Source organism: Paracoccus sp. R12_2 (assembly GCF_017744015.1).
Taxonomy (GTDB): domain Bacteria; phylum Pseudomonadota; class Alphaproteobacteria; order Rhodobacterales; family Rhodobacteraceae; genus Paracoccus.
Map to the genome: position 1 here is coordinate 210,258 of NZ_JAGHRA010000004.1, position 23,876 is coordinate 234,133.

The window sequence follows — 23,876 nt, forward strand, 5'->3', positions numbered from 1 at the left end:
CGTCACGCCTTGACCTGCGTCAAACGGCGCGTGGAGTGGATATGCAAAATGACGAATTTATCGGGCTTGCCGGTCGCGCAGCGGCGGTCAGAGGACAAGGGCGATGGCGGCGACCGCGATCAGGCAACCGGCAGCCAGTTGCATCGCGCCGGGAAGCCAGCGCCCCAGCGCGGCCAGTGGCCCCGTTTCGGGCAGCAGCGCAAGGCTGCCGCGCCGGGCCCACACCGACATCGCCGCGACCAGCAGCGTCACCGAAGCGGTGCCCAGCCCCATCGCCATCGCGCCCGCGACCCCGATCGCGAAGACATCCATCCGCCAGGTCAGGATCAGCAGGAACAGCGCCCCCGTGCAGGGCCGCGCGGCGATGCCCGCGATCAGCATGACCGCGTCGCGCAGCGAACGGGTCGCCAGAACCTCTTCGGCGGTCGGGCCGTGCGCATGGCCGCAGCCGCAATCCGCAGCATGCTGGTGATCATGCCCGTGTTCATGACCATGCATGTGGTCGTGGTGATGCGTGTGATGAGCGGGATGCTGGCCGCCTTGTGCTGTCCGCAGGATCAGGCGGGCGCCGCGCAAGGCAAGCCACAGCCCGACCAGCGCGATCATCACGGCACTGATGTCGGCCATCGAATCCTCGGTCAGCCCGGTCAGCGCCTCGCGCGACAGGTCCAGCAGCGCGATGCCGCCCCAGACCAGCGCCACCGCCGTCCCGGCCTGCGCCAACGAGGACAGCAGGGCCAGCACCGCCAGCCGTCCCATCGGAACCTGCGTGCCATAGCCATAGCCGCCAATCAGGATCTTGCCATGTCCGGGACCGACGGCATGGACGAACCCATAGCCAAAGCAGATCGCCAGCAGCGTCCCGGTCGCACCCGGCTGGCCGGCGCGCAACTGACGCAGCGCGCCGGCCATCAGGGTCTGCGCCTCGCGCTGCCGGTCGGCCGCCCAGGCCTCGATCCCCGCCAATGCACCGCTGGACCACAGGACCAGCAGAAGCAGCCCGACCCCAAGTCCGGCGATCGCCAGGATACGTGTCGCGCTGCGACGATGATGTGCGGTGTCGTTCATCCCGGCGCCGCGCCGCAGATGACATTCAACGCGCCCGCCCCCGCGCCGCCGATATCAACCGTCACCAGTTCCGCCTCGGAATCGTCTGTCGCCCCCAGCAGGGCGGTATCCAGCGCGGCGCGATAGGCCGCACGCGCCGCATCCGGGTCACCCTGGTCCAGCGCCGCCCGGCAATCGTCGCGACCCAGGAAGCGGGGCGGACCGTGCAGCGTGAAATCGACATAGAATTCGGGATCGTAGGTTTGCAGTTGCAGCGCCGCGTCGGCTGGTAGCGGCGAGGACAGCGGCCGCAGATGCCGCGACACGATCCGGCCGTCACGATAAACGGCTTCGAAGCTGCGCGGCCCCAGCAATTCCACCGGACCCTGATCTGTTGTCAGATACAGCCGACCGTCGAAGTCCGGTTCCCAATCCGCGTCGAACCCCTGAAGCCGGGTCCGTTCGTGGTCGTCCAGAACGCCGTCACCATCGGGGTCAAGGCCAAGATCGGTAACGATCAGCAGCGAATACAGCTCGTCATAGCTCCATTCCACGGCGACTGCGCTAAGTCGCCCCGTCGCGTCGTAGATCAGCTCCAGCTCGGAATCGATATAGACATGCGGATGCGCCGCCGCTGGGACGGGCGGCAGGGCCAGCAGGGCCAGCAGGGCCGACAGGATCAGGGCGCGGGGTTGCACGAGCACGAAGCAGGGCCTTTCAGGAACCTTGGGGGCCAGATAAGCCCAGCCATGCGTCAACGCAAACCCCCGGATGCGCTGGTCGGGGCCGCAGGCGTGGTCATGCCGAATGACAATCGCGCGAGGCGCGCCGTGCGGCCTGCACCCGGAACCCACCGCGTTGCGTGACTGTTCGGATAGGAAAGCAACAGGGAAGGCCGCGCGATGCCAAGACTTAGACCGGGACTGCTGGTGCTGACCATCGTGGCGGCAAGCCTTGCGGGCTGCGCGGCGTTCGTCGAGGATCGGGCAGCCACGCGCGAGGATGCTGCCGAGGCCGCCTATCCCCCGACCGGACGGCTGATCGAAGTGGACGGACATCGTGTCCACGCCCATGTCGAAGGCTCTGGCCCCGATCTGGTCCTGATCCACGGCGCCAGCGGCAACACCCGCGACTTCACCTTTGATCTGGTCGGACGGCTGAGCGATGATTACCGCGTCATCGCCTTCGACCGACCTGGCCTGGGCTGGACCGACAACATCGGTGCGCAGAACGACAATCCCATCGCGCAGGCCGAGTTGTTGCGCAAGGCCGCCGATCAGCTTGGGGTCACGCGGCCCATCGTGCTGGGGCACAGCTATGGCGGGGCGGTTGCGATGGCGTGGGCACTGCGCGACCCGCAGGACACGGCAGCGGTGGTGCTGCTTGCGGGTGCCACCCACCCCTGGCCCGACGAGGCGGATCTGGGCCCGTTCTATCCGTTCATTACCAGCGCGTTGGGGCGGTCCGCGGCGGTGCCGCTGATTTCGGCCTTTGTCCCGGAATCCCGGATCGAAAGCGCCATTGCCGGCATTTTCGCGCCTAATCCGGTACCCAAGGGATATATGGAATATGTGGGGGCCGGCCTGACCCTGCGTCAGGACAGCTTTCTGGCCAACGCGCAGCAGGTCGACAACCTGAAGCCCTATCTGGCACGGATGGCACCGCTTTATTCCGAATTGACCCTGCCGATCGAGATCGTCCACGGTGCGCGCGATACCACGGTGGGTATCCAGTATCATTCGCGCAAGATGGACGATCAGTTGCCGAACGCCCATCTAACGATCCTGCCGGGTATCGGCCACATGCCGCATCACGCCGCGCCCGATGCCGTTCTGGCAGCCATCGAGCGGGCGGCGCAGCGCGCGGGGCGGCGCTAGCTGCGTGTGGCGAACCCGGAAAACACTCCGTTAGCCTCGACTGATCTTAGCCCGATCCACACTACTCAGTGGGTCCAGGGTCCGCGGCGGTCCGTCGCGAAATTCTCGCCATATCCGCGGGGGCGAACATTGACCGCGCGCTTGTGAGGTTCCTGAACGACATATTCAAGACCGTGATCGCGCGCATAATCCTCGGCCTGCTTGCGCGTGTCAAAGCGCAGACGAACCTGGCTTTGTGTATCGTCGCTGCTGGTCCAGCCCATCAGAGGATCGATCTCGCGGGCGTCAGCCGCCGGAAATTCCAGCACCCACCCCTTGCTGAGGGCCGTTCCGGACTGCATCGCGTTACGGGCGGGCTGGAAGATGCGGACTCGCATGGGTGAACCTCTTGCACTAGCTTCGCAGGTTTATCGCCAAAGCGGGGCGCCGGATCAAGCCCCGAACGCTTTCTGTCACGTGGCGGGTCAGGGCACAGCCCGCTTGAAAGCCGCCGACCTGAACCGGAATCCTAGAAGCCGCCGGTCAACTCGGCGGCCCGGGTCTTCTTGTCGTAGATGCAGATCACGCGCTCTGCCTCACCGCCGGACGGCTTGATCGACAGCAATGCGGCGCCGTAGGATTCGGAACCGAACGGTGCGATGTCCAGACTGACCAACGCGCCGTCCGATGATTGGACAAGGTCGCTGCACGCTTCTTCGACGGAAGCCCGAAATTCTTCCCACGCCTTATCGGTCGAGGCGAGCGTCGGTCCTGACGCCAGCAGGCAAACCGTCGCGGCCTGGATCCATGGTCGTTTCATTTGGGCTTACTCCTTGAACTGCTCTGGCCTAGGCAAGGGAACGTACCAGTGTCCACCCGGGTTCTGACACAAGATAGAGAGGAGCCGTCATGTATCGCATTTTCCGCAGCACGGGCCTTGCAGCGATGATCTGCAGTCCCGTCGTCCTGTCCGCATGCCAGCAGCAATCCGGCCTGACCGTCAGCGCCGCGCGCTGCGAGCCCGCGCTGCATCAGGCGCTGGTAGGACGCAATATCGGTGCCGTGACGCTGCCGTCAGAGTTGCCGCAGCGAGTCGTCATACCCGGCGCGACCCTGACCGATGGCGTCAATCCCGATCGTCTGAACATCTTCGTGGACCCGAAGGGCTGGATCGCCCGCGTCAGCTGCGGCTAGTCCCGTGCGGGCTAGAAGCCCAGGCGCCGCAACGGGCCGATCACCCGCCGATACATGACCGGTGGCAGGACGTCCTGAAGCATCTCATTCCTGCGTGTCTCGCGGTCGGCCTGATCGGCGGTGCCTGGACGCGGCTTGAACAGGGTCGTGTGCGCCTTCTTGGTGCCGTCCCATGTCGCGGTATAGTAATACAGCGCCATCGACATGCGCGGCTCGCCCTCGGGGTGGTTGACCGGCGTCGGATTGCCGTGCCAGGTCGTTGACCCGGTGTTGAAGCAGACCATGCGGTTGAACAGGGGCACGAAACTGTCCACCATTTCGGTCATGTCATCATTCCAGATTTCGAACGACCCGCCATATTCCTTTTTCCAGTCCTTGTTCAGATAGATCAGGACATTCAGTCGCCGTTCAAGATTCAGAATGGCGTTGTGGTTGAAATCCGCATGAATATCCAGATGGCCGCCGTTTCCGACGACGTGGATGCCGCCACCCGCGAAATAGGGATCGGGAATAAGCCCCTTGATGCCGGTCAGGTTTTCCAGAAACTGAACGAACGGGCGGGAATTCAGGATATAGAACAGATTGCGCGTGTATGGCGGCAGGCGTTCCGGCACATAGCTGGTTTTCAGCTTTTCCTGCGGGCGATCGAAGCTGGTCTCCGCCTCGGGCAGGGCCTTCAGCTCTTCACGGACATTGTCCAGCACCTCCGGCGGCAGGAAGTCTTCGAAACTGCCATAGGGATAGGGCGACTTGTTGCGATACGACTCGGACGCGGCCTTGCCGGCAGCCTTCGCGATTTCGGGATCGAGTTGAAGCGTTTCGGGATCCATCGCAAGAACCGGCATGACAAACTCCTAAAGCTGAACACATATATTGCAATTAGAAACCGATTCCCTGACAAAAACAAAGCGGTTTTTGACTGGCGATTTCGGCAGATTGACATTGCCGAAATTCCAACGCGCATGACACACCGATCAGCGGCGGCGCTTTGATCGCTTGTTGCCACCGCGCTGGCCCGCGCGGCCTGCGGTCGATCTTCCTGACCCGCTGCTGTTTGCGGCGACCGCGTCCTCGATGGCCGATTGACGGGCCAGCGGATCGTCGGAGATCGCCAGGTCGACGGCCTCCAGCCGCTTGACCTCGTCGCGCAGCCGCGCGGCCTCTTCGAACTCAAGATTTTCCGCCGCCTTGCGCATCTGCGCCCGCATCGCGTCAAGATGGGCTTGCAGATTGGCGCCGACCAGGGGCTTTTCGACCTTGGTGGTGACGCGCGACTGATCGGTATCGCCTTGCCACAGCCCGGCCAGAACGTCCTCGACATTCTTGCGGACGGTCTGCGGTGTGATGCCGTGTTCCTCGTTATAGGCCATCTGCTTCTGGCGCCGCCGTTCGGTTTCGGCCATGGCGCGTTCCATGCTGCCGGTGATGCGGTCGGCATACATGATGACCCGCCCGTCGACGTTTCGCGCGGCGCGGCCGATGGTCTGGATCAACGAGGTCTCGGACCGCAGGAACCCTTCCTTGTCCGCATCAAGGATCGCCACCAGCCCGCATTCGGGAATGTCCAGCCCCTCGCGCAGCAGGTTGATGCCGATCAGCACGTCGAAGGCGCCCAGGCGCAGGTCACGCAGGATCTCGATCCGCTCGATCGTGTCGATATCGCTGTGCATGTAGCGAACCTTGATTCCCTGCTCGTGCAGATATTCGGTCAGGTCCTCGGCCATGCGCTTGGTCAGGGTCGTGCACAGGGTGCGATACCCCTTGGCGGTGACCCTGCGCACCTCGTCCAGCAGGTCATCGACCTGCATCTCGACCGGTCGGATTTCGATCTGGGGATCCAGCAGGCCTGTGGGGCGGATGATCTGTTCTGTGAAGACCCCGCCGGTCTGGTCCATTTCCCATGACGCAGGGGTGGCGCTGACGAAGACCGATTGCGGGCGCATCGCGTCCCATTCCTCGAATTTCAGCGGGCGGTTGTCCATGCAACTGGGCAGGCGGAAGCCATGCTCGGCCAGCGTGAACTTGCGCCGGAAGTCGCCCCGGTACATGCCGCCGATCTGGGGCACGCTGACATGGGATTCGTCTGCGAAGACGATGGCGTTGTCGGGAATGAACTCGAAAAGGGTGGGCGGCGGCTCGCCTGGCGCGCGGCCGGTCAGGTAACGGGAATAGTTCTCGATCCCGTTGCAGACGCCGGTGGCCTCCAGCATCTCGATATCGAAATTGGTGCGCTGCTCCAGCCGCTGCGCTTCCAGCAGCTTGCCTTCTTCCTGCAACTGCTTCAGCCGTTCGGCCAGTTCTTTCTTGATCCCCTTCACGGCCTGCTGCATCGTCGGACGCGGGGTCACATAGTGGCTGTTGGCATAGATGCGGATCTGCTTGAAATTATCGGATTTCGCACCGGTCAGCGGATCGAATTCGGTGATCGCTTCTAGCTCGTTGCCGAAGAAATCGAACCGCCAGGCGCGATCTTCAAGGTGGGCGGGCCAGACCTCGACCACATCGCCGCGCACCCGGAAACCGCCGCGCTGGAAGGCCGCGTCCAGCCGCTTGTATTGCTGCGCCACCAACTGACCCAGGAATTCGCGCTGATCATAGCTTTCGCCGACGATCATGTCCTGCGTCATTGCCGAATAGGTCTCGACCGAGCCGATGCCATAGATGCAACTGACCGAGGCCACGATGATCACGTCATCGCGTTCCAGCAATGCGCGCGTCGCACTGTGGCGCATCCGGTCTATCGCCTCGTTGATCTGGCTTTCCTTCTCGATATAGGTGTCGCTGCGCGGGACATAGGCTTCGGGTTGGTAGTAGTCGTAATAGCTGACGAAATACTCGACCGAATTTTCGGGGAAGAAGCCCTTGAATTCGCCATAAAGCTGGGCGGCCAGCGTCTTGTTCGGGGCAAGGATGATCGCCGGGCGCTGCGTCTCCTCGATCACCTTGGCCATGGTGTAGGTCTTGCCGGTACCCGTCGCCCCCAGCAGAACCTGATCGCGTTCACCACCGTTCACGCCGCGCGACAGTTCTTCGATCGCCCGCGGCTGGTCGCCAGCCGGGCGAAACTCGCTGTGCATCACGAAACGCCTGCCGCCCTCCAGCTTGGGGCGAGAGACTTCGGGAAACCGTGCGACCGGCGCATTGGTGTTGTTGTGACCCATCCATTCCCCCGATGTGTCTCGTGCGACAGACACCCAAGTTGTGGTCTCGTGCGCGAAAGTCAACCTGACCTTCCTTTGCGAGTTCTCATACGGCGAGGCAGGGCCCTTGCCCCAAACAGGCAGCGTTGCCAATCGTCGCCGATGGACGGCGCGGGGGTCCGGGGGGCTCGCCCCCCGGCCATCGCGGGACGCAGAAAGCGCCGCGGGTTTCCCGCGGCGCCCGAGGTCTGGTCAGACCGCCGCCTTGCGGCTTTCCTCAAGATAGATCTCGCGCAGGCGCGTCGCGATGGCGCCGATCTTTCCGGTGCCGACGGGTTTTCCGTCGATCTCGACCACCGGCATCACGAAGGCCGAGGCCGAAGTCACGAATGCCTCGTCGGCCTCTTGCGCCTCGGCGATGGTGAAGCTGCGTTCCTCGATCTTCATCTGCGCCTCGGCCGCGAAACGCAGCACCGCCGCGCGGGTGATGCCGTGCAGGATGTCGTGGGACAGTTCTCGCGTGACGATCACCCCGTCCTTGACGATATAGGCATTGTTCGAGGTCCCCTCGGTCACGAATCCGTCCTCGGTCAGCCAGGCATCGTCCGCGCCGCGCGACTTGGCCTCCATCTTGGCCATCGAGGGATAAAGCAGCTGCACCGTCTTGATGTCGCGACGGCCCCAGCGCAGATCCTCGACGCTGACGATCTTCCAGCCGGTCTTCGCCGCCGGCGCGTCGGCCAGTCCGGGTTTCGCCTGTGTGAACATGACCACTGTCGGCGGGGTGTCTTCCGGCGGATAGGCGAAATCGCGATCACCCGGATTGCCGCGCGTCACCTGCAGATAGACAAGCCCGTCGATGATCGCGTTGCGGTCCAAAAGCGTGCGATGGGCGTCCAGATATTCGTTCTCGGCCAGCGGATTGACGATCTCCAGCGCCGCGAGCGAGCGCTGCAGCCGCGCCATGTGGCCGTCGAAATCCAGCAGCTTGCCGTTCAGGACGCTGACCACCTCGTAAACGCCGTCGGCCATCAGGAAGCCGCGATCGAAGATCGATACGCTTGCCTGATCCTCGGGCAGATACTCGCCGTTCACATAGACTGTCCGCGTCATCGCATCCTCTCTCCGTATCAGCGTCCTCGGCTGCGGTCCTGCGCCCAAAGCGCGCGCGGGTCAAGTCGGACATTCGCTCGCCCCGGGCGGTATGCGACGGTGCGCAACGGGGTTGAAAGCGGCCACGCGGCGCGCTAATGGTGCCGCAATTAAATTTCGCCTGATGACACGGAGCCGCAATGAGCTTTCGCCTTCAGCCCCTTCCGCCAGCCCGACTGAACCGCTGCCAGTTGTTCGGTCCCGGGTCGCGCACGGCTCTGTTCGAGAAGATGGCGAAATCCGCGGCCGACGTGATCAACATCGATCTCGAGGATTCGGTCGCGCCCGACGACAAGGAAACCGCCCGGCGCCAGACCATTCAGGCGATCGGCGACATCGACTGGGGTGACAAGACCCTGTCCGTGCGGATCAACGGGCTGGACACGCCTTTCTGGTATCGCGACGTGGTCGATCTGCTGGAACAGGCGGGCGACCGGCTGGACCAGATCATGATCCCCAAGGTCGGGAATGCCGCCGACATCTATGCCGTGGACGCGCTGGTCACGGCGATCGAGCGTGCCCGGAATCGCCGCAAGGCCATCGCCTTCGAGGTCATCATCGAAAGCGCCGCCGGGATATGCCATGCTGAGGAGATTGCGGCCGGATCACCCCGGATGCAGGCGATGAGCCTTGGCGCCGCGGATTTCGCGGCCTCGATGGGGATGGCCACGACGGGCATCGGCGGCACCCAGGAAAACTATTACATGATCCGCGAGGGCCAGAAATACTGGCCCGATCCATGGCACTGGGCGCAGACTGCCATTGTCGCCGCGTGCCGGACGCATGGACTGCTGCCGGTGGACGGCCCGTTCGGCGACTTCTCGGACAAGGACGGCTTCGTCGCGCAGGCCCGCCGGTCCGCCACGCTTGGCATGGTCGGCAAATGGGCGATCCATCCCAGCCAGATCGCGTTGGCCAACGAGGTGTTCTCGCCCTCGGACGATGCGGTGACCGAGGCGCGCGAGATCCTGGCGGCCATGGAAGAGGCCAAGAAGACCGGTGCGGGGGCCACGGTGTACAAGGGCCGCCTGGTCGATATAGCCTCGATCAAGCAGGCCGAGGTGATCGTGCGTCAGGCCGAACTGATCGCCGGATCGTAAGGACACACAAGCGGCGCCGGACCAGTGGAGGGGGACGGCCCGCGATGTGGGAGGGCGCAGGCCCCGTGGGTGACCGCGGGGCCTGTTGCGTCATCGCCGATCAGGACACGGCTTGCGGCGCTAGGCCCTGATCGCCGTCACCCGGCAGCCGCGGCACAGGCGAAGTTCAGGCCCGCCTCAGCCGCCGGAACGCAGCCGATGCGCCCCAGCCCGCCGCCACCGCCACCGCCAGCGACATCAGCCCGTAAACCAGCGGCTGATCGAAGGCGAGACGGTAGAGCCAGCGTTCAAGCCCGACCTTCCGCACTTCGATAGGCGCCCGGTAGACATCAACCACCTCTCCGTCGCGCAGCAGGAAGATGCGTGTCTTGTAGTCGCCTTCGATCAGATTGGCGGGCAGGCGTATGTCGGCGCGGAACAGCGTCTGATCGACCAGCTTCACGCTGCCTTCGTCCAGCCGATACAGCCCGTTCGCCTCGCGGATGCGGATCAGCGCCTCGGTATAGGGCACCGCGTCTTCGACATTCAGGCCGCCGCCGAACGCCCGCAGCGCAAGCGGCAGCGATATGCGATAGCGGCTGTCCCATTCGGGGCTCAGGATCTGGTCCAGCGGACCGCTGGTGGCGACGGCATAGAAGCCGGGCGCTGCCCCCACCTCGACGCTTTCGGCGTTCAGCCAGATCCCCAGCTTGCGTTCCTTTTGCCAAACCGTCAGCGCCTGCGTCGGAGCCTCGAGCGTTACGACGACCTCCAGCGGCGGACCCGGGGGGATGGGCGTCTCTCGCTTGATGGCACCGTAGATCAGGATTTCGGATCCATCGAAGCTGGCCGTGATCGCAACGGAATTGCGTGACAGTCCCGCGACCACCTGTTCGGTCGGGGCGTCCTGCTGCACCGGCAATCCGGCGCGGGGCATTCCGGGGTCGGGATAGAGCGGATAGCCCTGCTGCGGTGGCGACAGCGGAACCGTCGACCCCGGCGCCTGACGTGGCGGGGCATCCTGTCCCCACACGGCCCCGGCCGCCAGCCAGATCCCCGCCGCAAGACCCAGAAACGCACGCATCAGTGCGCCCCCGTCGTGATCGAGAACAACTCATCCGGGCGCAGGAACAGGTCCAGCGCCAGCTTGCCGCAGACGATCAGCACCAGCAGTGCCAGCAGGATGCGCAGCTGTTCGGCCCGCAGTCGCGCGCCAAGCGTGGTGCCGATCTGCGCGCCGATGACGCCGCCGACGATCAGCAGCACCGCAAGCATGATATCCACGGTATTGTAGCTGATGGCATGCATCAGCGTCGTGAAGGCGGTGACGAAGATGATCTGGAACAGCGAGGTTCCGACCACGACCTTGGTCGGCATTCCCAGCAGGTAGATCATTGCCGGAACCATGATGAAGCCGCCGCCGACACCCATGATCGCGGCCAGAACACCGACCGCCACGCCGACCAGCAGCACGGGAATCGCGCTGATATACAGTCCAGAGGTGCGGAACTTCATCTTGAACGGCCAGCGATGGACCCAGTTATGCTGGTGAAGTCGCTTGCGATAGGTCGGATTGCGCGACCGCCGCATGCTGCGGATGCTTTCCTGCAGCATCATCCCACCGATCAGGCCAAGGAATATGACATAGCAAAGCTGAACCACCAGATCGACCTGGCCCAGATTCTGCAGGATGGTGAAGACCCAGACGCCCATCCATGACCCGACCAGACCGCCGGCCAACAGCACGCCGCCCATTCGAAAATCAACGGTCCTGCGCTTGACATGGGCCAGCACGCCACTGACCGATGAAGCCACGACCTGGTTGGCGCCGGTGGCCACCGCGATCGGGGGCGGAATGCCGATGAAGAACAGAAGCGGCGTGATCAGAAAGCCGCCGCCGACGCCGAACAGGCCGCTCATCAGTCCGACCAGCCCGCCAAGCCCGATCAAGGTAAAGGCATTGACCGAGACTTCGGCGATGGGAAGAAAAATCTGCATGTTGCGCGCGCCAATTGCGGTGGGCAGAGAATGCAACGCCCGGCGCGGCGCGTCAAACCGCTTTCTGCCCACCGATCAGCGGGTTGATGCGCGCCCCGCGCGCCGGTAAGCAATACGAAGTGACGCCGGATGCCGGATCCCGGCGCATATTCAATTGGCGCGGGGCCGCAATGCGCATACTTATCACCAACGACGACGGCATCAACGCGCCGGGCCTTGAGGTTCTGACCGAGATCGCATCCGATCTGGCCGGGCCGCATGGCGAGGTCTGGACGGTCGCACCGGCATTCGAACAGTCGGGCGTGGCGCATTGCATCAGCTATTCTCATCCCACCATGGTCGCCCGGCTTTCCGAACGTCGCTATGCGGCCGAGGGCAGCCCCGCCGACTGTGTATTGGCCGCGATTTCCGATATCATGTCGGCCACCCCCCCTGATCTTGTGCTGTCCGGCGTCAATCGCGGCAACAATGCCGGCGAGAACGTGATGTATTCCGGCACGATCGGCGGCGCGATGGAGGCCGCCCTGCAGGGCCTGCCGGCGATTGCCCTGTCGCAGTATCTGGGGCCGGAAACGGCCGATCTTGCCGATCCGTTCGAGGCCGCCCGGCGTCACGCGGCGCGCCTGGTGCGGCAGTTGCTGGATCACGCCGACTGGCGTTCGGACCAGGATTTCCGGCTGTTTTACAATGTGAATTTTCCGCCGGTTCCGGCGGTGAAGGTGCGCGGAACGCGGGTTGCGCCGCAGGGTCGTCGCCAGGGCACCGGGTTCAGCGTAGTGCCCTATACCGCGCCGAATGGCCGCCGGTTCATGTGGGTATCGGGCAGCTCGCAACAGGCACCGGCTCGCGCAGGCAGCGATGTCGCGCAGAACATGGCTGGTTTCGTGTCGGTGACGCCCATGCGGGCGGATCTGACCTGCCACGCGTCGCTTGACCGGCTCGCCACGGCGCTGGACCGCGAAACGGAGGCCAGCGAAGCGTCATGAGCGATCCTGAAGACGAAGACGAAGGCGAAGGCAGCACCGCGGAACGCAAGATGCGTTTCCTGTTCCAGCTGCGCTCGCGCGGGGTCACCGACCCCCGCGTGCTTGAGGCGATGGAACGGATCGACCGCGGCCTGTTCGTTCGCGGACAGTTCGCGGATCGGGCCTATGAGGACACGCCGCTGCCGATCCCGTGCGGCCAGACCATCAGCCAGCCATCGGTCGTCGGGCTGATGACACAGGCACTGTCCCCGGGGTTGCGCGATACCGTGCTGGAAATCGGCACGGGCTCGGGCTATCAGGCTGCGGTGCTGTCCAGACTGTGCCGGCGCGTCTATACCGTGGACCGGCATCGTCGGCTTGTCCAAGAGGCCGAGGCGATCTTCCGGCAGCTTGACCTGCCCAATATCACCGCGCAGATCGCCGACGGATCGCGCGGGCTGCCGGATCAGGCTCCGTTCGATCGGATTCTGGTCACCGCGGCGGCTGAAGACCCGCCCGGCCCGCTGTTGGCACAACTGAAGATCGGCGGTATCATGGTCGTGCCGGTCGGGCAGTCGGATGCGGTTCAGACGCTGATCCGGGTGACCCGCACGGATGCCGGGTTCGAATATGACGAGTTGCGGCAGGTGCGCTTCGTTCCGCTGGTCGAGGGGTTGGGCCAGACATGATCCCCGCCGGCAAGGGCGCGCATCGCCGCCAAGAGGCAGTTTGAGGACATACAGGATGAGCAGAACACCATTGTTTGCGGCCGGCGCTTGCGCCGTGCTTGCGCTGCTGGCCTCTTGCGGGCCGAATGGCGGCTTCGATCCCGATCTGCGGCGCTGGATGCCCGGTGCCCTGAATACTGCGGATGCGGCGGCACGGGCAGCGCCAAGGCCCCAGCCGGACAGCCGGGGCGTGATTTCCTTTCCGGACTATCAGGTTGTCATCGCACGCAACGGCGATACCCCGGCCAGCATCGCATCGCGGCTTGGTCTGACGGCGGATGAACTGGCGCGTCATAACGCCTTGCCCATCGATGCCGCGTTGGCGGAAGGCGCGACGCTGGTGCTGCCGCGCCGCGTGGCCGCCGGGGCGCCCGCCAGCGGCACCAGCACCACCGGCCTTGTGACCGATCCTTTCGCCGGGCAGGGGGTTCGCCAGCGTGACGTTCCTGGTCGCAGCAACGCCCAATCCGGTGGTGGCACCAAACCCGCGGCCACAACCGCGCAACCGGGGCAGCACGTCGTTTCGGCCGGGGAAACTGCATGGTCGATCTCGCGCAAATACGGTGTCAGCGTTCAGGATCTGGCCAGCTGGAATGGCCTGCCTTCATCAATGAACGTGCGCGTCGGTCAGCGTTTGATGATCCCCGTCGCTGGTCAGACACCGCCTGATCCGGCGCGGGTAACGACCGCGCCTGGCAGTGGCAGTCCAACCCCCAAGCCGCCATCCTCCGCCGAGGCGCTGCCCAAAGAGGATACCAGCCCCGCTGCCGCACCGGCCCCCGATGCGCCTGCCACGAACATGGGCGCGGACCGCACTGCGGCGTCGGGCGGCGGACGTTTCGCGATGCCGGTGTCAGGCGCGATCATCCGGGTCTATGAAAAGGGCAAGAATGACGGCATCGACATCGCCGCGCCTGCCGGAACCTCGGTCAAGGCCGCCGGCAGCGGTACGGTCGCTGCGATCACCCGCGATACTGCCGGGGTGCCGATCGTGGTCGTGCGTCATGGCGATGGGCTGATGACGGTCTATACCGGCTTGGCGTCGCTGAATGTCGCGAAGGGCGATCAGTTGTCGTCGGGACAGTCACTGGGGACCGCGGGTGACGGCGGCTTTGTCCATTTCGAAGTCCGTCGGGGCTTTGAAAGCGTCGATCCCGAAGACTATCTGGGCTGATCGCCGGGTCGGCGCCTGCCCGTTCTTTTTCATGAGGCGAAGACGCCGGCCAGAAGTTTTCTGGCCGGCGTGATCTGGGTGTTGTCCATCCCGCCAGGCGGGATGATGGCTTTCCCGGACCGGGCTGCGTCGCACGCGCTCGATCCGGCTTACGCCTGTGGAAATCAGAAACGATCGATCTGGTCGTCGATTGCCGCAGCGACTTCGCGCCGGATCACGGCCCGCAGATTGCGTGCGAAACGCTGGCCCAGTTCGCCATGCAGTTCTTCCTGGATCATGTCGCGTAGAAGGTCGCGGATGCTTTGTTCCTCGTCTTCAGGCGAAAGGCCGGTCACCGTGTCATAGCGCGATGTGCCGAAAGCTGCGGGCGAGGAAGCGTCGGCAGGTTCCTGTCCGGTATCCTCGCCTTGCTCACCCTGTGACGCATCGGGCATGACCGCTGCGATCTTTTCGGGGGCGTGGGCATGCGGCGCGATGTCGTCGTCGCACGCCGACCCGTCAGCGTCGCCGCGCGCCATCGCATCCAGGACGTCCGAAAATGCCGCCTCGCCGGTCCCGACAGCGGGGCGGGCGACGTCTTGGACCTTGCCGGCATCACGACCATCGGGTGGCGACACCCAACCCGACACGCGTTGACGGTGGATGACGCTTCCAACGACGCCCGCATCCGAAGTCGCGGCCTCGGCGTCGCCGAGAGAACTTGCGAAATGGGCGGCATCGGGCAGGTCCGGACGCATCCGGCTTTTCCAGTCGAATGCCTCGGCGAATGCGTCCTCATCCTGTGCGTCTGTCGGGGCTGGGTCCTGCTGATCGTCAGCCTGTTCCGCAGTCTCAGTCTGCGGTCGTGCGCGCAGCCAGCCGCGCCACCCCAAGCTCGCTTCGCGCGCCGGGGACATCGTCTCATCCGTGACACGCCGGGTATTGTCCAGCCGCAGTGGCGACGTTGCAGGCGCGGTCTCTGTTGCGCGACGCGGCACGACGTTCAGCCGCGGGGGCGAGGCAGATCCCGGATTTTCTGCGTCGTCATGGTGGCGTTGCGCGCGTGACAGCGCGCGCACCAGATCGTTGCGCGCCTCGGGACGATCGCCGCGTCCGGGGTCCGGCATCGGAGTATCGGCGGACAGATGCCTCCTGATGCGCTGCGGTGGCTGCGGGGTGTCGAGGATCGGTGTTTCGGGAACGACCGGGCGAGGGCGCGCGGCGCCGGGCGCGTTTGCGGCATCGCCAAGAGGCCAGGCAAGGTCACCATGTTCGGTCGGCTGGTTGACGGCCATATCGTCGCCCGGCGAGATGGCTTTGGCCAGATCCACCGGACGATCATAGCCGTTCTGGGGTTCCGATCCCGTGGCCATCCGGCGGGCAAGCGCTGCGTTTCCACCATGTCGGCGGGCAAGAAATTCTGCCGCATCCTCGTCGATCGCTTGCCTTGCGTCGGCGCGGCCAGCGCCGATCCGATCGCGGGCCAGTGACAAGGCTTCGTCCTCGGCGATCAGTCGGCGGATTGCTGACAGCACGTCTCCGATATCTTCGGACAGGCGGGCCGCGTCCTGCGGAAGGCGGGCATCAGACATGACGCCCGCCTTTCACGCGCCGATCAGTTTCCTTTGCCGATGGCGCGCAGAACGCGATCCAGGCTTTCGCCCTGCTTGCTTGTGGTGTTGGGCGCGTTGCGCACCGCGTTGTAGTATTGGGATGGGTCATAGGTCGGAATCCCCAGGTTCAGGTGTTCTACCGTAAGACGACCCATAGCAGCCAAAAGTTGATAATGTGCTAACTGGAGATTGACCTCTGCCGTGATCTTGTCGGCCCGTGCCTCAAGCAGGGACTGTTCGGCATCCAGAACGTCCAGCGTGGTGCGCGCGCCCAAAAGCGCCTCTTCGCGGACGCCGTCATAGGCTTGCTGGGCGGCTGAAATCTGCTGATCGATTGCACCGATCTGCGCACGCGCGACGCCGATATTCGCCCAGAATTCGCCCACTTGCTGGCTGACCTGCCGCGAGGTGTTCAGCAGTGCCGCCCTGGCCTGATCGCGCGCCGCCATCGACTTGCGCTGCGCCGAAGGCAGTCTGCCGCCGGAATACAGGGTCTGGCTAAGTTCCAGCCCGACCGATGCGCCCAGTCGGTTGTCATAGTTGTTCAGCTGGTCGGGGCCGCGGGTCAGGCCGACCCTGCCATTCGCGGACAGCGACGGGCGGCGTTCGGCGGCGGCCGCAGCCACACCAAGCTCGGCCGCGGCGGCTTGACGCTGTGCCTGAAGAATGGCGGGGTGGGTTTTCTGTGCGATCCCGCGCGCCGCGTCGATCGAACCCGGCAGTGCGGGCAACGAGGACGGCTGATTGATGTTTTGCGGACGTCGTCCGGTCGCGGCGACATAGGCTTCGCGCGCCACCTCCAATTGCCCTTGCGCGGCTGCAAGTGCCGCCTGAGTGGCGGCCAGTTGCGCATCGGCCAGCGCGACATCTGTCACGGTGATTTCGCCGACATCGAAACGATCCTGCGCGGCCTGGCGTTCACGGGTCAGAACCTCGACCGAGTTCTGTTGCAGGGCCACCTGTTCCTTGGCTTCCCAGACATCGAAATAGGCCAGAGCCGCGGCCAGCAGAATGTCCTGTTCGACACCCAGCAGCGCCTGGCGCGTTGCCAGAACCTGTTCCTTGGCGGAATCGATGGCCAGTTGTGACCGACCCCAATCATACAGCGTCAGCTCGGCGCCCAGGGACAGCGAGGTTGACCGCGTGGTAGGGCTGCTTTCGTTGTGCTGGATCGAATGATCCAGCACCCACTGAACCACCGGACGCAACTGCGCGACTGCGCTTGCCACATCCTCGTCGGCGGCACGCAGCACGGCGCGGTTCTGTTCGATCAGGGCCGAATGGCGATAGGCGGCGACCATGGTGTCGGCCAGCGTCTCGGCGCTGGCCGGCAATGCCACCGACAGCGTCATCGCGGCGCCTGCCGCCAGCCTGCGAAGCGATGTCCGGAATCTCACAGGCTGAACCCCCGTTCCTTTGCAAATCCGGCCAGCACCGGCGCATGCGCATTGAATGCATAGCGCCAGTTCACCCGGCCATTCAGGCGGTGCCCGATCCGCACCACGCCCAGCCTTCCTTCCGAAAACAGGGCGGCAATACGACCACCTTCCTTCAACTGATCGATGATCGCGCCCGGCACCTCTTCGACGGCGCCGCCGATCAGGATCGCGTCATAAGGTCCCTGCTTCGGCGCACCCTCGGCCAGCGGCGCGTTCAGCACGGCGACGTTGAACACGCCGGCCTCGGCCAGACGACGTTCGGCTTCGGCCGCCATTTCCTCGTGATCCTCGATCGCGACGACGGCTTCCGCCATGCGCGAGATGACGGCTGACGAATATCCATAGCCACAGGCCAGATCCAGAACCAGATCCTGTGGCTGGATGTCCAGGGCATCCACCATCTTGGCCAAGGTGCGCGGTTCCAGCAGAACCCGGCCATGACCGATGTCCAGATTCTCGCCGGAATAGGCGACCGCACGCTTGGCCGGAGGAACGAACTCCTCTCGCGGAATGGTCAGCATGGCCTGGATCACGGGGAATTTGGTCACGTCACTGGGACGGACCTGCGTGTCCACCATCACGGTGCGCCGCTGCGCGAAATCGGTCATGTCGGAAACCTCTGCGACCTGTTTTGACCAGCTTATTGCCACGATTTCCGGGGGTGGGCAACGCCACTGATGGCCTTGGCAAGGGCTGTGGGGTCGGGCCGGTGCCTCATCGCACCCGCTTTCGTCCGACATGACCGGTCAGGCACTGCGCCAAGGCGGGACGCGCGGCGGCAGGGCGGGCCGGCGCCGAGGCTGCCACAATCATGTGATCAGGATTTCAGGATCAGGAAACAGCCGCTGACCACCGCGAAGATCAGCACCCCGTACCGCAGCGCCTTGCCGCTGATATGGGCATGCGTCAGCCGCGACAGCGCACTGCCGGCCAGAACCGCGGGCATCAGCATCAGGGCGGCGCTGGCCTGCGACAGTTGCAGCATTCCCATCACGGCAAGCACGACCAGCGAGATCACCTCGCCCACGAAAAAACAGGTCGCCACGGTGGAGCGCAGGACGGGGCCTGCGGCATGCTGATACAGCAGCGCCAGCGGCGGGCCGCCGATCCCCGTCGCGGTCTCGGTGACGCCGGTGAACAGCCCCACCCCCAACGCTGCAGGTCGGTTCGGGTCGAAACGGGGTGCCAGCAATGCGACGGCTGCGGCGATCACGGTGAACCAGCCGACCGCCAGTCCCAGTTGGCTTCCGCTGAGGGCGGCCAGCATCCACAGCCCGGCGAAGGTTCCGAAGAACCGCCCCAGCGTGATCCAGCCGGCGCCGGGCCGGTCGATATCGCCGCGTTCGCGCCAGGCGACGTGGAAATTCAGCGGCAGCATCAGGATCAGCAGCGTCACCGGCAGATATTCGGGCGCAAGGATGCCGAAGACCGGCGCGACGATCAGGGCGAAGCCGATGCCGATGGCACCCTGGACGAACGCGGCGACGAAGACCGTCGCCGAAAGGATCAGGAACAGGGTCACGCAAGGGCCTCGACTCGGTGCTTGTCGGCGGTGGGATGGATGCGGGTGATCGGCGCGCCGGCGATCGCGTGCGCGGCGGTTTCCCGGATCTCGGCCAGCAGGGCACGGGCGTCCCAGTCGACCGGCCAGCCCTGCCACAGGCGCAACCTTCCCTGCGTGAACACCGCGTCGATCTGGTCGCGATTTCCATAGCGCACCAGTTCCCATGTCAGATCGTGCGACGGGGTGAATTCCGGCCGATCCAGATCGACCAGCAGGAAATCGGCGGCCAGGCCCGGTGCGATGCGGCCCGTCACGGCGCCAAGCCCGCTGGCGTCGGCGGCCATGCGGGTCGCGGCATCCAGCCACAGCCAGCCGCCGCCGCAGGAACTGTCGCCCGAGGCAAGGCCATAGCCCGCGCGCTGCAAGGTTTCGGCGGCGTCCATCAGGCGGAACCCGTCCGCGCGGGTGCCGTCTGTGCCCAGCCCGAACCGGATCCCCAGCGCGGCCATCTGCAGGGCCGGTGCGATGGCATTGCCCTTCCAGACCGAGGCGACGGGGTTGTAGGCGACCGCCGTGCCGGTATCGCGCAGGATATTCAGTTCGGAAGGCGTCACCAGCGTCGAATGGGCGATCAGGACATGCGGCCCCAGCGCGCCGATATGTGCCAGATGCTCCAGCGGGCGGCGGCCATTGGCGACAAGCGAGCGTTCGACCGCCACCAGATGTTCGTTCACATGGGTCTGGAAGATCGCACCGGCCTTGCCGGCCATGCCCGATATCCGCGCCAGCATCTGGTCGCTTCCCACCTCGGGAATCGAGATCGCCAGGGAAGGATGGACCAGAGGGTCGTCGCAATAGCGTTCAAGATGCGCTTCGGCGCGGGCGACGATCCGGTCGGGGGGCGGCACGTCGACCGCACCCCCCAGATCGTTGCAGATCAGTCCGATGACCGAACGCATGCCGGTCTCCTGCGCGGCCTGCGTCAGCGCATCAAGCTGCCCGGCCGAGCGGGTGCCCGCATCAACGGCGCAGGTGAAACCGCCGCGCAGACATTCCAGTGCCGCCAGCTTCGAGGACAGATAGACCATGCGCTGATCCAGGCTGCCCTCCAGCGGGACCCAGATGCGACGGAATATCTCTGACGGCTCGCCGAAGACCAGCGACTTTCCAAGCGACTGGGTAAGATGCGTGTGGCTGTCGATGAAGCCGGGCATCATCAGGTGATCGGGCAGTGCGATGGGCGTCAGGCCGGGATGCCGGGCGGTCAGTTCCGCCACCGTGGCGATCTCGGCAAAGCGGCCATCGCGGACCAGGGCCGCCATGCCGGTGGCGGGACCGTCCTCCAGCAGCATCCGGCCGGGGGCCAGAAGCATCTCTGGGCGGTCAAGCAGGTTGTCGGGAAGATCCCACATCAGTTGATCTCCTGCAGGCTGGTTTCGGCCACCGGGCGCACATGTTGGAACAGGGCGTTGACGATCACTGCGGTGATGGTTCCCGCGGCAAGTCCGTTGCCGATGATCATCTGCGACCATTGCGGAAACTGGCTGTAGATGCCCGGCACAAGGATCGGCATCAGCCCCATCGACAATCCCGAGGCCAGCGTGAACATCGCGCCGTGTTCACGCAGATCTGTGCGGCGCAGCAGATCGATGCCGATCACGCCGATGATCGCGAAGACGATGACGGCGGTCCCGCCGATCACCGGGCCGGGCAGGGCCGAAGCCAGCCGCGACACAGGCGCGAACAATGCGATCAGGACCAGGATCACCCCCGCCATCGCGGTGACATAGCGCGATTTGACATTGGTGGCGCGGACAATGCCCACATTCTCGCCCGAGGTGATGATAAGCGAGGTGCCGAACAACCCGCCGACCAGCGACATGACCGCGTCGCCGCGAATGGTGCGCGGCACGATCCCGCGCGCATCCTCGCGCCGACCGACGATCTCGGCGGTGGCGATGGTCTGCCCTGTCGCCTCGGCCATCGAGATGATCGAGAACACGATCAGCGGAAGTGCGGCGATGATGTCGAACTTGGGCATGCCGAACGGAAACAACTGCGGCACGGCGATCAGCGGCCCACCGGCGACGCCGGACAGGTCGATCTGGCCAAAGATTGCCGCCAGCACCGTGCCCGCGACCAGCCCCAGCATCACCGAGATGCGGCGCAGCGTGCCGGTGAAGCCCCAGGCGAAGAGGACCGTCAGTGCAATCGTCGCCAGCGCCAGCCCCACGTTCAGCGGATCGGCGAAATTGTCGCTGCCGGGCTTGCCGGTGATCGTGCTGCCATAGATGCGGACAAGGTTGACCGAGACCAGCAGCAGCATCGTGCCGACGACGATGGGCGGGAAATACCGCAACAGGCGCCGGAACACCGGCAAGGCGACGAAATAGAAGACCGAAGTCATCAGCACCGCGCCGACGGCGGTCTGCACGTCGGTCTGCAGCGCGATAGCAAGGAAGATCGCGATCGGGGCGCCGCCTGGAACCATGATGAACGGCAAGCGCGCGCCAAAGCCTCGCGGCCCGAAACTTTGCAGGATCGAGCCCAGCCCGCAGACCAGGAAAGTGGCGCTGATGACGCTGACGGTCAGTGCCGTGTCGAAGCCCAGGGTCTGGGCGACCAGGAAGACGGCGGTGATCGGTGACGCGGCCATGACCAGCACATGCTGCAGGCCGTAAAGGATCAGGCTGCGCATTGGCAGAACCTGATCGACGGGGTCGCCGTCATAGGGCGGGGTTTCGGTGAAGGACATGCGAAGTGTTCCCTGTTGCTGATCCAGACTGACTCTTATTGATGCAAAACGTTTTGCATAAACATTCATTAGCATGGTTCGCGATTCGTGCAAAACGTTTTGTGATCGGTTTGCCCAAGTGTTGCTTTTCCGGGCAACTGCGGGTTCTGTGGGGGCGGAAAAGTTGGGGGGCGGCGTGCGCAAACCTACGATCATCGATCTTGCGAAGGCGGCGGGGGTGTCACCCACGACGATATCCCATGCCTTCAGCGGCCGCCGGAAGGTCGATCCCGAGACCCGCGAAAGGATCGTCGCCCTTGCCGCGCAGATGGGTTATCGGCCCAATCAGGCCGCGCAGCGCCTGCGCAGCGGTCGGACCGGCACGATCGGGCTGGCGTCCTCGATGCCGTTCGCGGTTGCTGCGGGCCCGTCGCGCCTGGGCTTCCTGATGGAAATTGCCGCATCCGCGGCGATGACCGCACTTGGCCGGAACATGGCCCTTTGCCTGATCCCGCCGCTGGCGCCCGGCGGAAACCTGGACGGTCTGGGCTTCGACGGGGTGATCGTCGTCGAACCCGCGCGGGATGAGGCGCTGATCGGCTATTTCGAATCCCGTCACACGCCCGTCGTGTCGATCGGCAAGGTCCCCGGGCGACCCGACATTCCCGCGATCGACCTGCATTCCCGGCGGACGGCATGCATGCTGCTGGATCATCTGCGGCAGGCGGGCAGCCGTCGGATCGGGCTGATCACCGGCGCACAGCGCCGCACGTCCTATGAGGAAACCGAGGATGCCTATGCCGGTTTCGCCGCGACCCACGATATGACGCCTGTCGCACTGCGCCTTGACGAAAGCGGCGGCGAGGCCCTTGCCGAGATCGAGGCTGCGCGGCTGATCCGCCAGTCGCCCGGCTTGGACGGGCTGTTGGTCACGGTCGATGCGCTGGCGACCGGCACGCTGACCGCGCTGAGCCGACTTGGTCTGAACGTGCCTGCCGACATGCGGCTGGCGACGCGGTATGACGGGATGCGGGCGCAGCTTGCGCAACCGCAGCTGACCGCGGTCAACCTGCATCTGGATCGTGTCGCCGAACTGGCGGTCGAAACCATCTTTGCCCGGATCGAAGACCGCGACAGCGCATTTGTCGCGCCCGAGCCGGAACTGATCATCCGTCCGTCCAGTGCGGACTGAGCGCGGCTGCCGGCATCCTGATCCCGACATCGGTCGCGGCATGCTTTACGGGAAACGCGCCGACCTGTAGTCGCTAAATCAGAACCGCCGGACTTTCGTTCCGGCCATGCAGATGAAGCGACCATGGACGACCCGATCGAAGCCCTGCCGGAACAGTTGGAGCGCGCCCGTGTGGCCTGGTTCTATTTTGTCGGCGGACTGACCCAGCAGCAGATCGCCGAGCGGATGAACATGACCCGCCTGCGGGTGAACAAGATCATCGGGCAGGTGCGCGAGGATGGCGCGGTGCGGATCGAGGTCACGCTGCCGCTGAGCGACTGCATCGCCCTGGCCGAGGCGGTCGCCGGGCGCTATGGCCTGGCCGACGTCCTGGTGGTGCCGGATGTCCCGGACTATCTGGAACAGAAGCGGGTCATCGGCGAGGCGGCGGGGGCGATGGCCGCCGCGCTGATCGAGGGGCGCGACCTGGGCATCGGCATCGCGACGGGCCGAACGCTCAGCTTCGCGGTCCGCAGGCTGAACGCACGACCGCATGCCGACAGCTGGGTGGTCGGGCTGACCGGCGGGGTCACGCGGTCATCGGGGACCAACACGTTCGAGGTCGCGACCAGCTTTGCGCGCAAGCTGGGCGTCGAATGCCACTATCTGACCGCGCCGCTGTATTGCGCGTCGCCCGAAAGCCGGGAAACGCTGCTGCTGATCGACGAGTTGACCGATGTGCTGGCCCGCACCGAGATCGCCGATCTGGGCATCACCTCGTGCGGACCTTTGGCCGAAGACACGACGCTGACCCAGATCAGGGTGGTCAAGGATCATCTGGACGATGTGGTCAGGCGTGGCGCGGTGGGCGAGTTTCTGGGCTGCTTTCTGGACTCGCATGGTCGGCCCGTCGATCATTTCCTGAACGAGTCGATCATCGCGCTCAGCCCCGACAAACTGAAGCTGAAGCCGATGTCGATGCTGGTTTCCGGCGGGATCGAGAAGGTGCAGATCATCCGCGCCATCCTGCGCGCGGGATATGTGAACAGGCTGGTCACCAACGAATCCGTGGCCCGCGCCCTGATGGCGGGGCCACGGTAAGG

The 23,876-nt window shown here is 65.0% G+C and carries 23 protein-coding genes; 8 read left to right on the forward strand and 15 right to left on the reverse strand.

What is annotated here, in order from left to right:
- Nucleotides 1–87 precede the first annotated feature (87 nt).
- Both J7359_RS07155 and J7359_RS07160 read right to left on the reverse strand, forming a co-directional pair.
- Complete coding sequence (locus J7359_RS07155; RefSeq protein WP_209055936.1) at nt 88–1,068, reverse strand: hypothetical protein; 981 nt, start codon at nt 1,066–1,068, stop codon at nt 88–90.
- A complete protein-coding gene (locus J7359_RS07160; protein ID WP_209055937.1) occupies nt 1,065–1,745 on the reverse strand; it encodes a DUF1007 family protein in 681 nt (226 codons plus the stop codon). Before J7359_RS07160 ends, J7359_RS07155 begins: the two co-directional genes overlap by 4 nt.
- A gap of 204 nt (nt 1,746–1,949) precedes the next feature.
- Here J7359_RS07160 and J7359_RS07165 point away from each other — a divergent pair, with 204 nt between their 5' ends.
- Nucleotides 1,950–2,924 (forward strand): alpha/beta hydrolase, encoded by a 975-nt coding sequence (locus J7359_RS07165; RefSeq protein WP_209055938.1) that lies wholly within the window; start codon nt 1,950–1,952, stop codon nt 2,922–2,924.
- A gap of 65 nt (nt 2,925–2,989) precedes the next feature.
- Here the strand turns inward: J7359_RS07165 and J7359_RS07170 are convergent, their stop codons facing one another.
- Both J7359_RS07170 and J7359_RS07175 read right to left on the reverse strand, forming a co-directional pair.
- Nucleotides 2,990–3,301 (reverse strand): ETC complex I subunit, encoded by a 312-nt coding sequence (locus J7359_RS07170; protein WP_209055939.1) that lies wholly within the window; start codon nt 3,299–3,301, stop codon nt 2,990–2,992.
- A gap of 131 nt (nt 3,302–3,432) precedes the next feature.
- Nucleotides 3,433–3,723, reverse strand: a complete 291-nt coding sequence (locus J7359_RS07175) for a hypothetical protein (RefSeq protein ID WP_209055940.1) — start codon at nt 3,721–3,723, stop codon at nt 3,433–3,435.
- Nucleotides 3,724–3,812: 89 nt separating this feature from the next.
- On the opposite strand from J7359_RS07175, the gene J7359_RS07180 reads away from it, so the two are divergent.
- Nucleotides 3,813–4,097 (forward strand): I78 family peptidase inhibitor, encoded by a 285-nt coding sequence (locus J7359_RS07180; protein ID WP_209055941.1) that lies wholly within the window; start codon nt 3,813–3,815, stop codon nt 4,095–4,097.
- Between the two features lie 11 nt (nt 4,098–4,108).
- On the opposite strand, the gene J7359_RS07185 is transcribed toward J7359_RS07180, so the two are convergent.
- From J7359_RS07185 to J7359_RS07195, 3 genes are all read right to left on the reverse strand, one after another.
- Nucleotides 4,109–4,942: a 2OG-Fe(II) oxygenase gene (locus J7359_RS07185; protein WP_209055942.1), complete on the reverse strand. Its 834-nt coding sequence runs from the start codon at nt 4,940–4,942 to the stop codon at nt 4,109–4,111.
- A 129-nt stretch (nt 4,943–5,071) separates the two neighbouring features.
- Nucleotides 5,072–7,258, reverse strand: coding sequence for an excinuclease ABC subunit UvrB (gene uvrB / locus J7359_RS07190; RefSeq protein ID WP_209055943.1), 2,187 nt, complete (start codon nt 7,256–7,258; stop codon nt 5,072–5,074).
- A 231-nt stretch (nt 7,259–7,489) separates the two neighbouring features.
- Complete coding sequence (locus J7359_RS07195; RefSeq protein ID WP_209055944.1) at nt 7,490–8,350, reverse strand: D-amino-acid transaminase; 861 nt, start codon at nt 8,348–8,350, stop codon at nt 7,490–7,492.
- A 179-nt stretch (nt 8,351–8,529) separates the two neighbouring features.
- On the opposite strand from J7359_RS07195, the gene J7359_RS07200 reads away from it, so the two are divergent.
- Entirely contained in the window at nt 8,530–9,489 is a 960-nt protein-coding gene (locus J7359_RS07200; protein ID WP_209055945.1) for a CoA ester lyase, read from the forward strand.
- A gap of 166 nt (nt 9,490–9,655) precedes the next feature.
- Here the strand turns inward: J7359_RS07200 and J7359_RS07205 are convergent, their stop codons facing one another.
- On the reverse strand, nt 9,656–10,552 hold the full coding sequence (locus tag J7359_RS07205; RefSeq protein WP_348524346.1) for a TIGR02186 family protein: 897 nt from the start codon (nt 10,550–10,552) through the stop codon (nt 9,656–9,658).
- The gene (locus tag J7359_RS07210) at nt 10,552–11,466 is read right to left on the reverse strand and encodes a sulfite exporter TauE/SafE family protein (RefSeq protein WP_209055946.1); all 915 of its coding nucleotides are present in this window, start codon (nt 11,464–11,466) and stop codon (nt 10,552–10,554) included. Before J7359_RS07210 ends, J7359_RS07205 begins: the two co-directional genes overlap by 1 nt.
- Nucleotides 11,467–11,636: 170 nt before the next feature.
- Here J7359_RS07210 and surE point away from each other — a divergent pair, with 170 nt between their 5' ends.
- The 3 genes from surE to J7359_RS07225 are packed head-to-tail and all read left to right on the forward strand — an operon-like array spanning nt 11,637 to nt 14,333.
- The gene (surE, locus tag J7359_RS07215; RefSeq protein WP_209055947.1) at nt 11,637–12,452 is read left to right on the forward strand and encodes a 5'/3'-nucleotidase SurE; all 816 of its coding nucleotides are present in this window, start codon (nt 11,637–11,639) and stop codon (nt 12,450–12,452) included.
- Nucleotides 12,449–13,120 (forward strand): protein-L-isoaspartate(D-aspartate) O-methyltransferase, encoded by a 672-nt coding sequence (locus J7359_RS07220; RefSeq protein WP_209055948.1) that lies wholly within the window; start codon nt 12,449–12,451, stop codon nt 13,118–13,120. Before surE ends, J7359_RS07220 begins: the two co-directional genes overlap by 4 nt.
- Before the next feature lie 55 nt (nt 13,121–13,175).
- A complete protein-coding gene (locus J7359_RS07225; RefSeq protein WP_209055949.1) occupies nt 13,176–14,333 on the forward strand; it encodes a LysM peptidoglycan-binding domain-containing protein in 1,158 nt (385 codons plus the stop codon).
- Between the two features lie 164 nt (nt 14,334–14,497).
- On the opposite strand, the gene J7359_RS07230 is transcribed toward J7359_RS07225, so the two are convergent.
- The 6 genes from J7359_RS07230 to J7359_RS07255 form a co-directional block, all read right to left on the reverse strand.
- Nucleotides 14,498–15,904, reverse strand: coding sequence for a hypothetical protein (locus J7359_RS07230; RefSeq protein WP_209055950.1), 1,407 nt, complete (start codon nt 15,902–15,904; stop codon nt 14,498–14,500).
- Between the two features lie 23 nt (nt 15,905–15,927).
- The gene (locus tag J7359_RS07235) at nt 15,928–17,277 is read right to left on the reverse strand and encodes a TolC family outer membrane protein (protein WP_209056056.1); all 1,350 of its coding nucleotides are present in this window, start codon (nt 17,275–17,277) and stop codon (nt 15,928–15,930) included.
- A gap of 41 nt (nt 17,278–17,318) precedes the next feature.
- Entirely contained in the window at nt 17,319–17,972 is a 654-nt protein-coding gene (locus tag J7359_RS07240; protein ID WP_209055951.1) for a protein-L-isoaspartate O-methyltransferase, read from the reverse strand.
- Nucleotides 17,973–18,181: 209 nt separating this feature from the next.
- Nucleotides 18,182–18,886, reverse strand: a complete 705-nt coding sequence (locus J7359_RS07245; RefSeq protein WP_209055952.1) for a sulfite exporter TauE/SafE family protein — start codon at nt 18,884–18,886, stop codon at nt 18,182–18,184.
- Entirely contained in the window at nt 18,883–20,280 is a 1,398-nt protein-coding gene (locus J7359_RS07250) for an amidohydrolase family protein (RefSeq protein WP_209055953.1), read from the reverse strand. The genes J7359_RS07245 and J7359_RS07250 overlap by 4 nt, the downstream gene beginning before the upstream one ends.
- A complete protein-coding gene (locus J7359_RS07255) occupies nt 20,280–21,623 on the reverse strand; it encodes a uracil-xanthine permease family protein (RefSeq protein WP_209055954.1) in 1,344 nt (447 codons plus the stop codon). The genes J7359_RS07250 and J7359_RS07255 overlap by 1 nt, the downstream gene beginning before the upstream one ends.
- 175 nt (nt 21,624–21,798) lie before the next feature.
- Here J7359_RS07255 and J7359_RS07260 point away from each other — a divergent pair, with 175 nt between their 5' ends.
- Both J7359_RS07260 and J7359_RS07265 read left to right on the forward strand, forming a co-directional pair.
- Complete coding sequence (locus J7359_RS07260; protein WP_348524347.1) at nt 21,799–22,794, forward strand: substrate-binding domain-containing protein; 996 nt, start codon at nt 21,799–21,801, stop codon at nt 22,792–22,794.
- 123 nt (nt 22,795–22,917) lie between these two features.
- Nucleotides 22,918–23,874 (forward strand): sugar-binding domain-containing protein, encoded by a 957-nt coding sequence (locus J7359_RS07265; RefSeq protein WP_209055956.1) that lies wholly within the window; start codon nt 22,918–22,920, stop codon nt 23,872–23,874.
- Nucleotides 23,875–23,876: the final 2 nt, after the last annotated feature.

Bases quoted from the DNA above. Each gene is read 5' to 3' on its own strand.
- J7359_RS07165 (WP_209055938.1), top strand. From the start codon at position 1,950: ATGCCAAGACTTAGACCGGGACTGCTGGTGCTGACCATCGTGGCGGCA.
- J7359_RS07175 (WP_209055940.1), bottom strand. From the start codon at position 3,723: ATGAAACGACCATGGATCCAGGCCGCGACGGTTTGCCTGCTGGCGTCA.
- J7359_RS07180 (WP_209055941.1), top strand. From the start codon at position 3,813: ATGTATCGCATTTTCCGCAGCACGGGCCTTGCAGCGATGATCTGCAGT.
- J7359_RS07250 (WP_209055953.1), bottom strand. From the start codon at position 20,280: ATGTGGGATCTTCCCGACAACCTGCTTGACCGCCCAGAGATGCTTCTG.
- J7359_RS07225 (WP_209055949.1), top strand. From the start codon at position 13,176: ATGAGCAGAACACCATTGTTTGCGGCCGGCGCTTGCGCCGTGCTTGCG.
- J7359_RS07185 (WP_209055942.1), bottom strand. From the start codon at position 4,942: ATGCCGGTTCTTGCGATGGATCCCGAAACGCTTCAACTCGATCCCGAA.
- J7359_RS07255 (WP_209055954.1), bottom strand. From the start codon at position 21,623: ATGTCCTTCACCGAAACCCCGCCCTATGACGGCGACCCCGTCGATCAG.
- J7359_RS07170 (WP_209055939.1), bottom strand. From the start codon at position 3,301: ATGCGAGTCCGCATCTTCCAGCCCGCCCGTAACGCGATGCAGTCCGGA.
- surE (WP_209055947.1), top strand. From the start codon at position 11,637: ATGCGCATACTTATCACCAACGACGACGGCATCAACGCGCCGGGCCTT.
- J7359_RS07195 (WP_209055944.1), bottom strand. From the start codon at position 8,350: ATGACGCGGACAGTCTATGTGAACGGCGAGTATCTGCCCGAGGATCAG.
- J7359_RS07220 (WP_209055948.1), top strand. From the start codon at position 12,449: ATGAGCGATCCTGAAGACGAAGACGAAGGCGAAGGCAGCACCGCGGAA.
- J7359_RS07240 (WP_209055951.1), bottom strand. From the start codon at position 17,972: ATGACCGATTTCGCGCAGCGGCGCACCGTGATGGTGGACACGCAGGTC.
- J7359_RS07205 (WP_348524346.1), bottom strand. From the start codon at position 10,552: ATGCGTGCGTTTCTGGGTCTTGCGGCGGGGATCTGGCTGGCGGCCGGG.
- J7359_RS07210 (WP_209055946.1), bottom strand. From the start codon at position 11,466: ATGCAGATTTTTCTTCCCATCGCCGAAGTCTCGGTCAATGCCTTTACC.
- J7359_RS07155 (WP_209055936.1), bottom strand. From the start codon at position 1,068: ATGAACGACACCGCACATCATCGTCGCAGCGCGACACGTATCCTGGCG.
- J7359_RS07235 (WP_209056056.1), bottom strand. From the start codon at position 17,277: ATGACGCTGTCGGTGGCATTGCCGGCCAGCGCCGAGACGCTGGCCGAC.
- J7359_RS07265 (WP_209055956.1), top strand. From the start codon at position 22,918: ATGGACGACCCGATCGAAGCCCTGCCGGAACAGTTGGAGCGCGCCCGT.
- J7359_RS07230 (WP_209055950.1), bottom strand. From the start codon at position 15,904: ATGTCTGATGCCCGCCTTCCGCAGGACGCGGCCCGCCTGTCCGAAGAT.
- J7359_RS07200 (WP_209055945.1), top strand. From the start codon at position 8,530: ATGAGCTTTCGCCTTCAGCCCCTTCCGCCAGCCCGACTGAACCGCTGC.
- uvrB (WP_209055943.1), bottom strand. From the start codon at position 7,258: ATGGGTCACAACAACACCAATGCGCCGGTCGCACGGTTTCCCGAAGTC.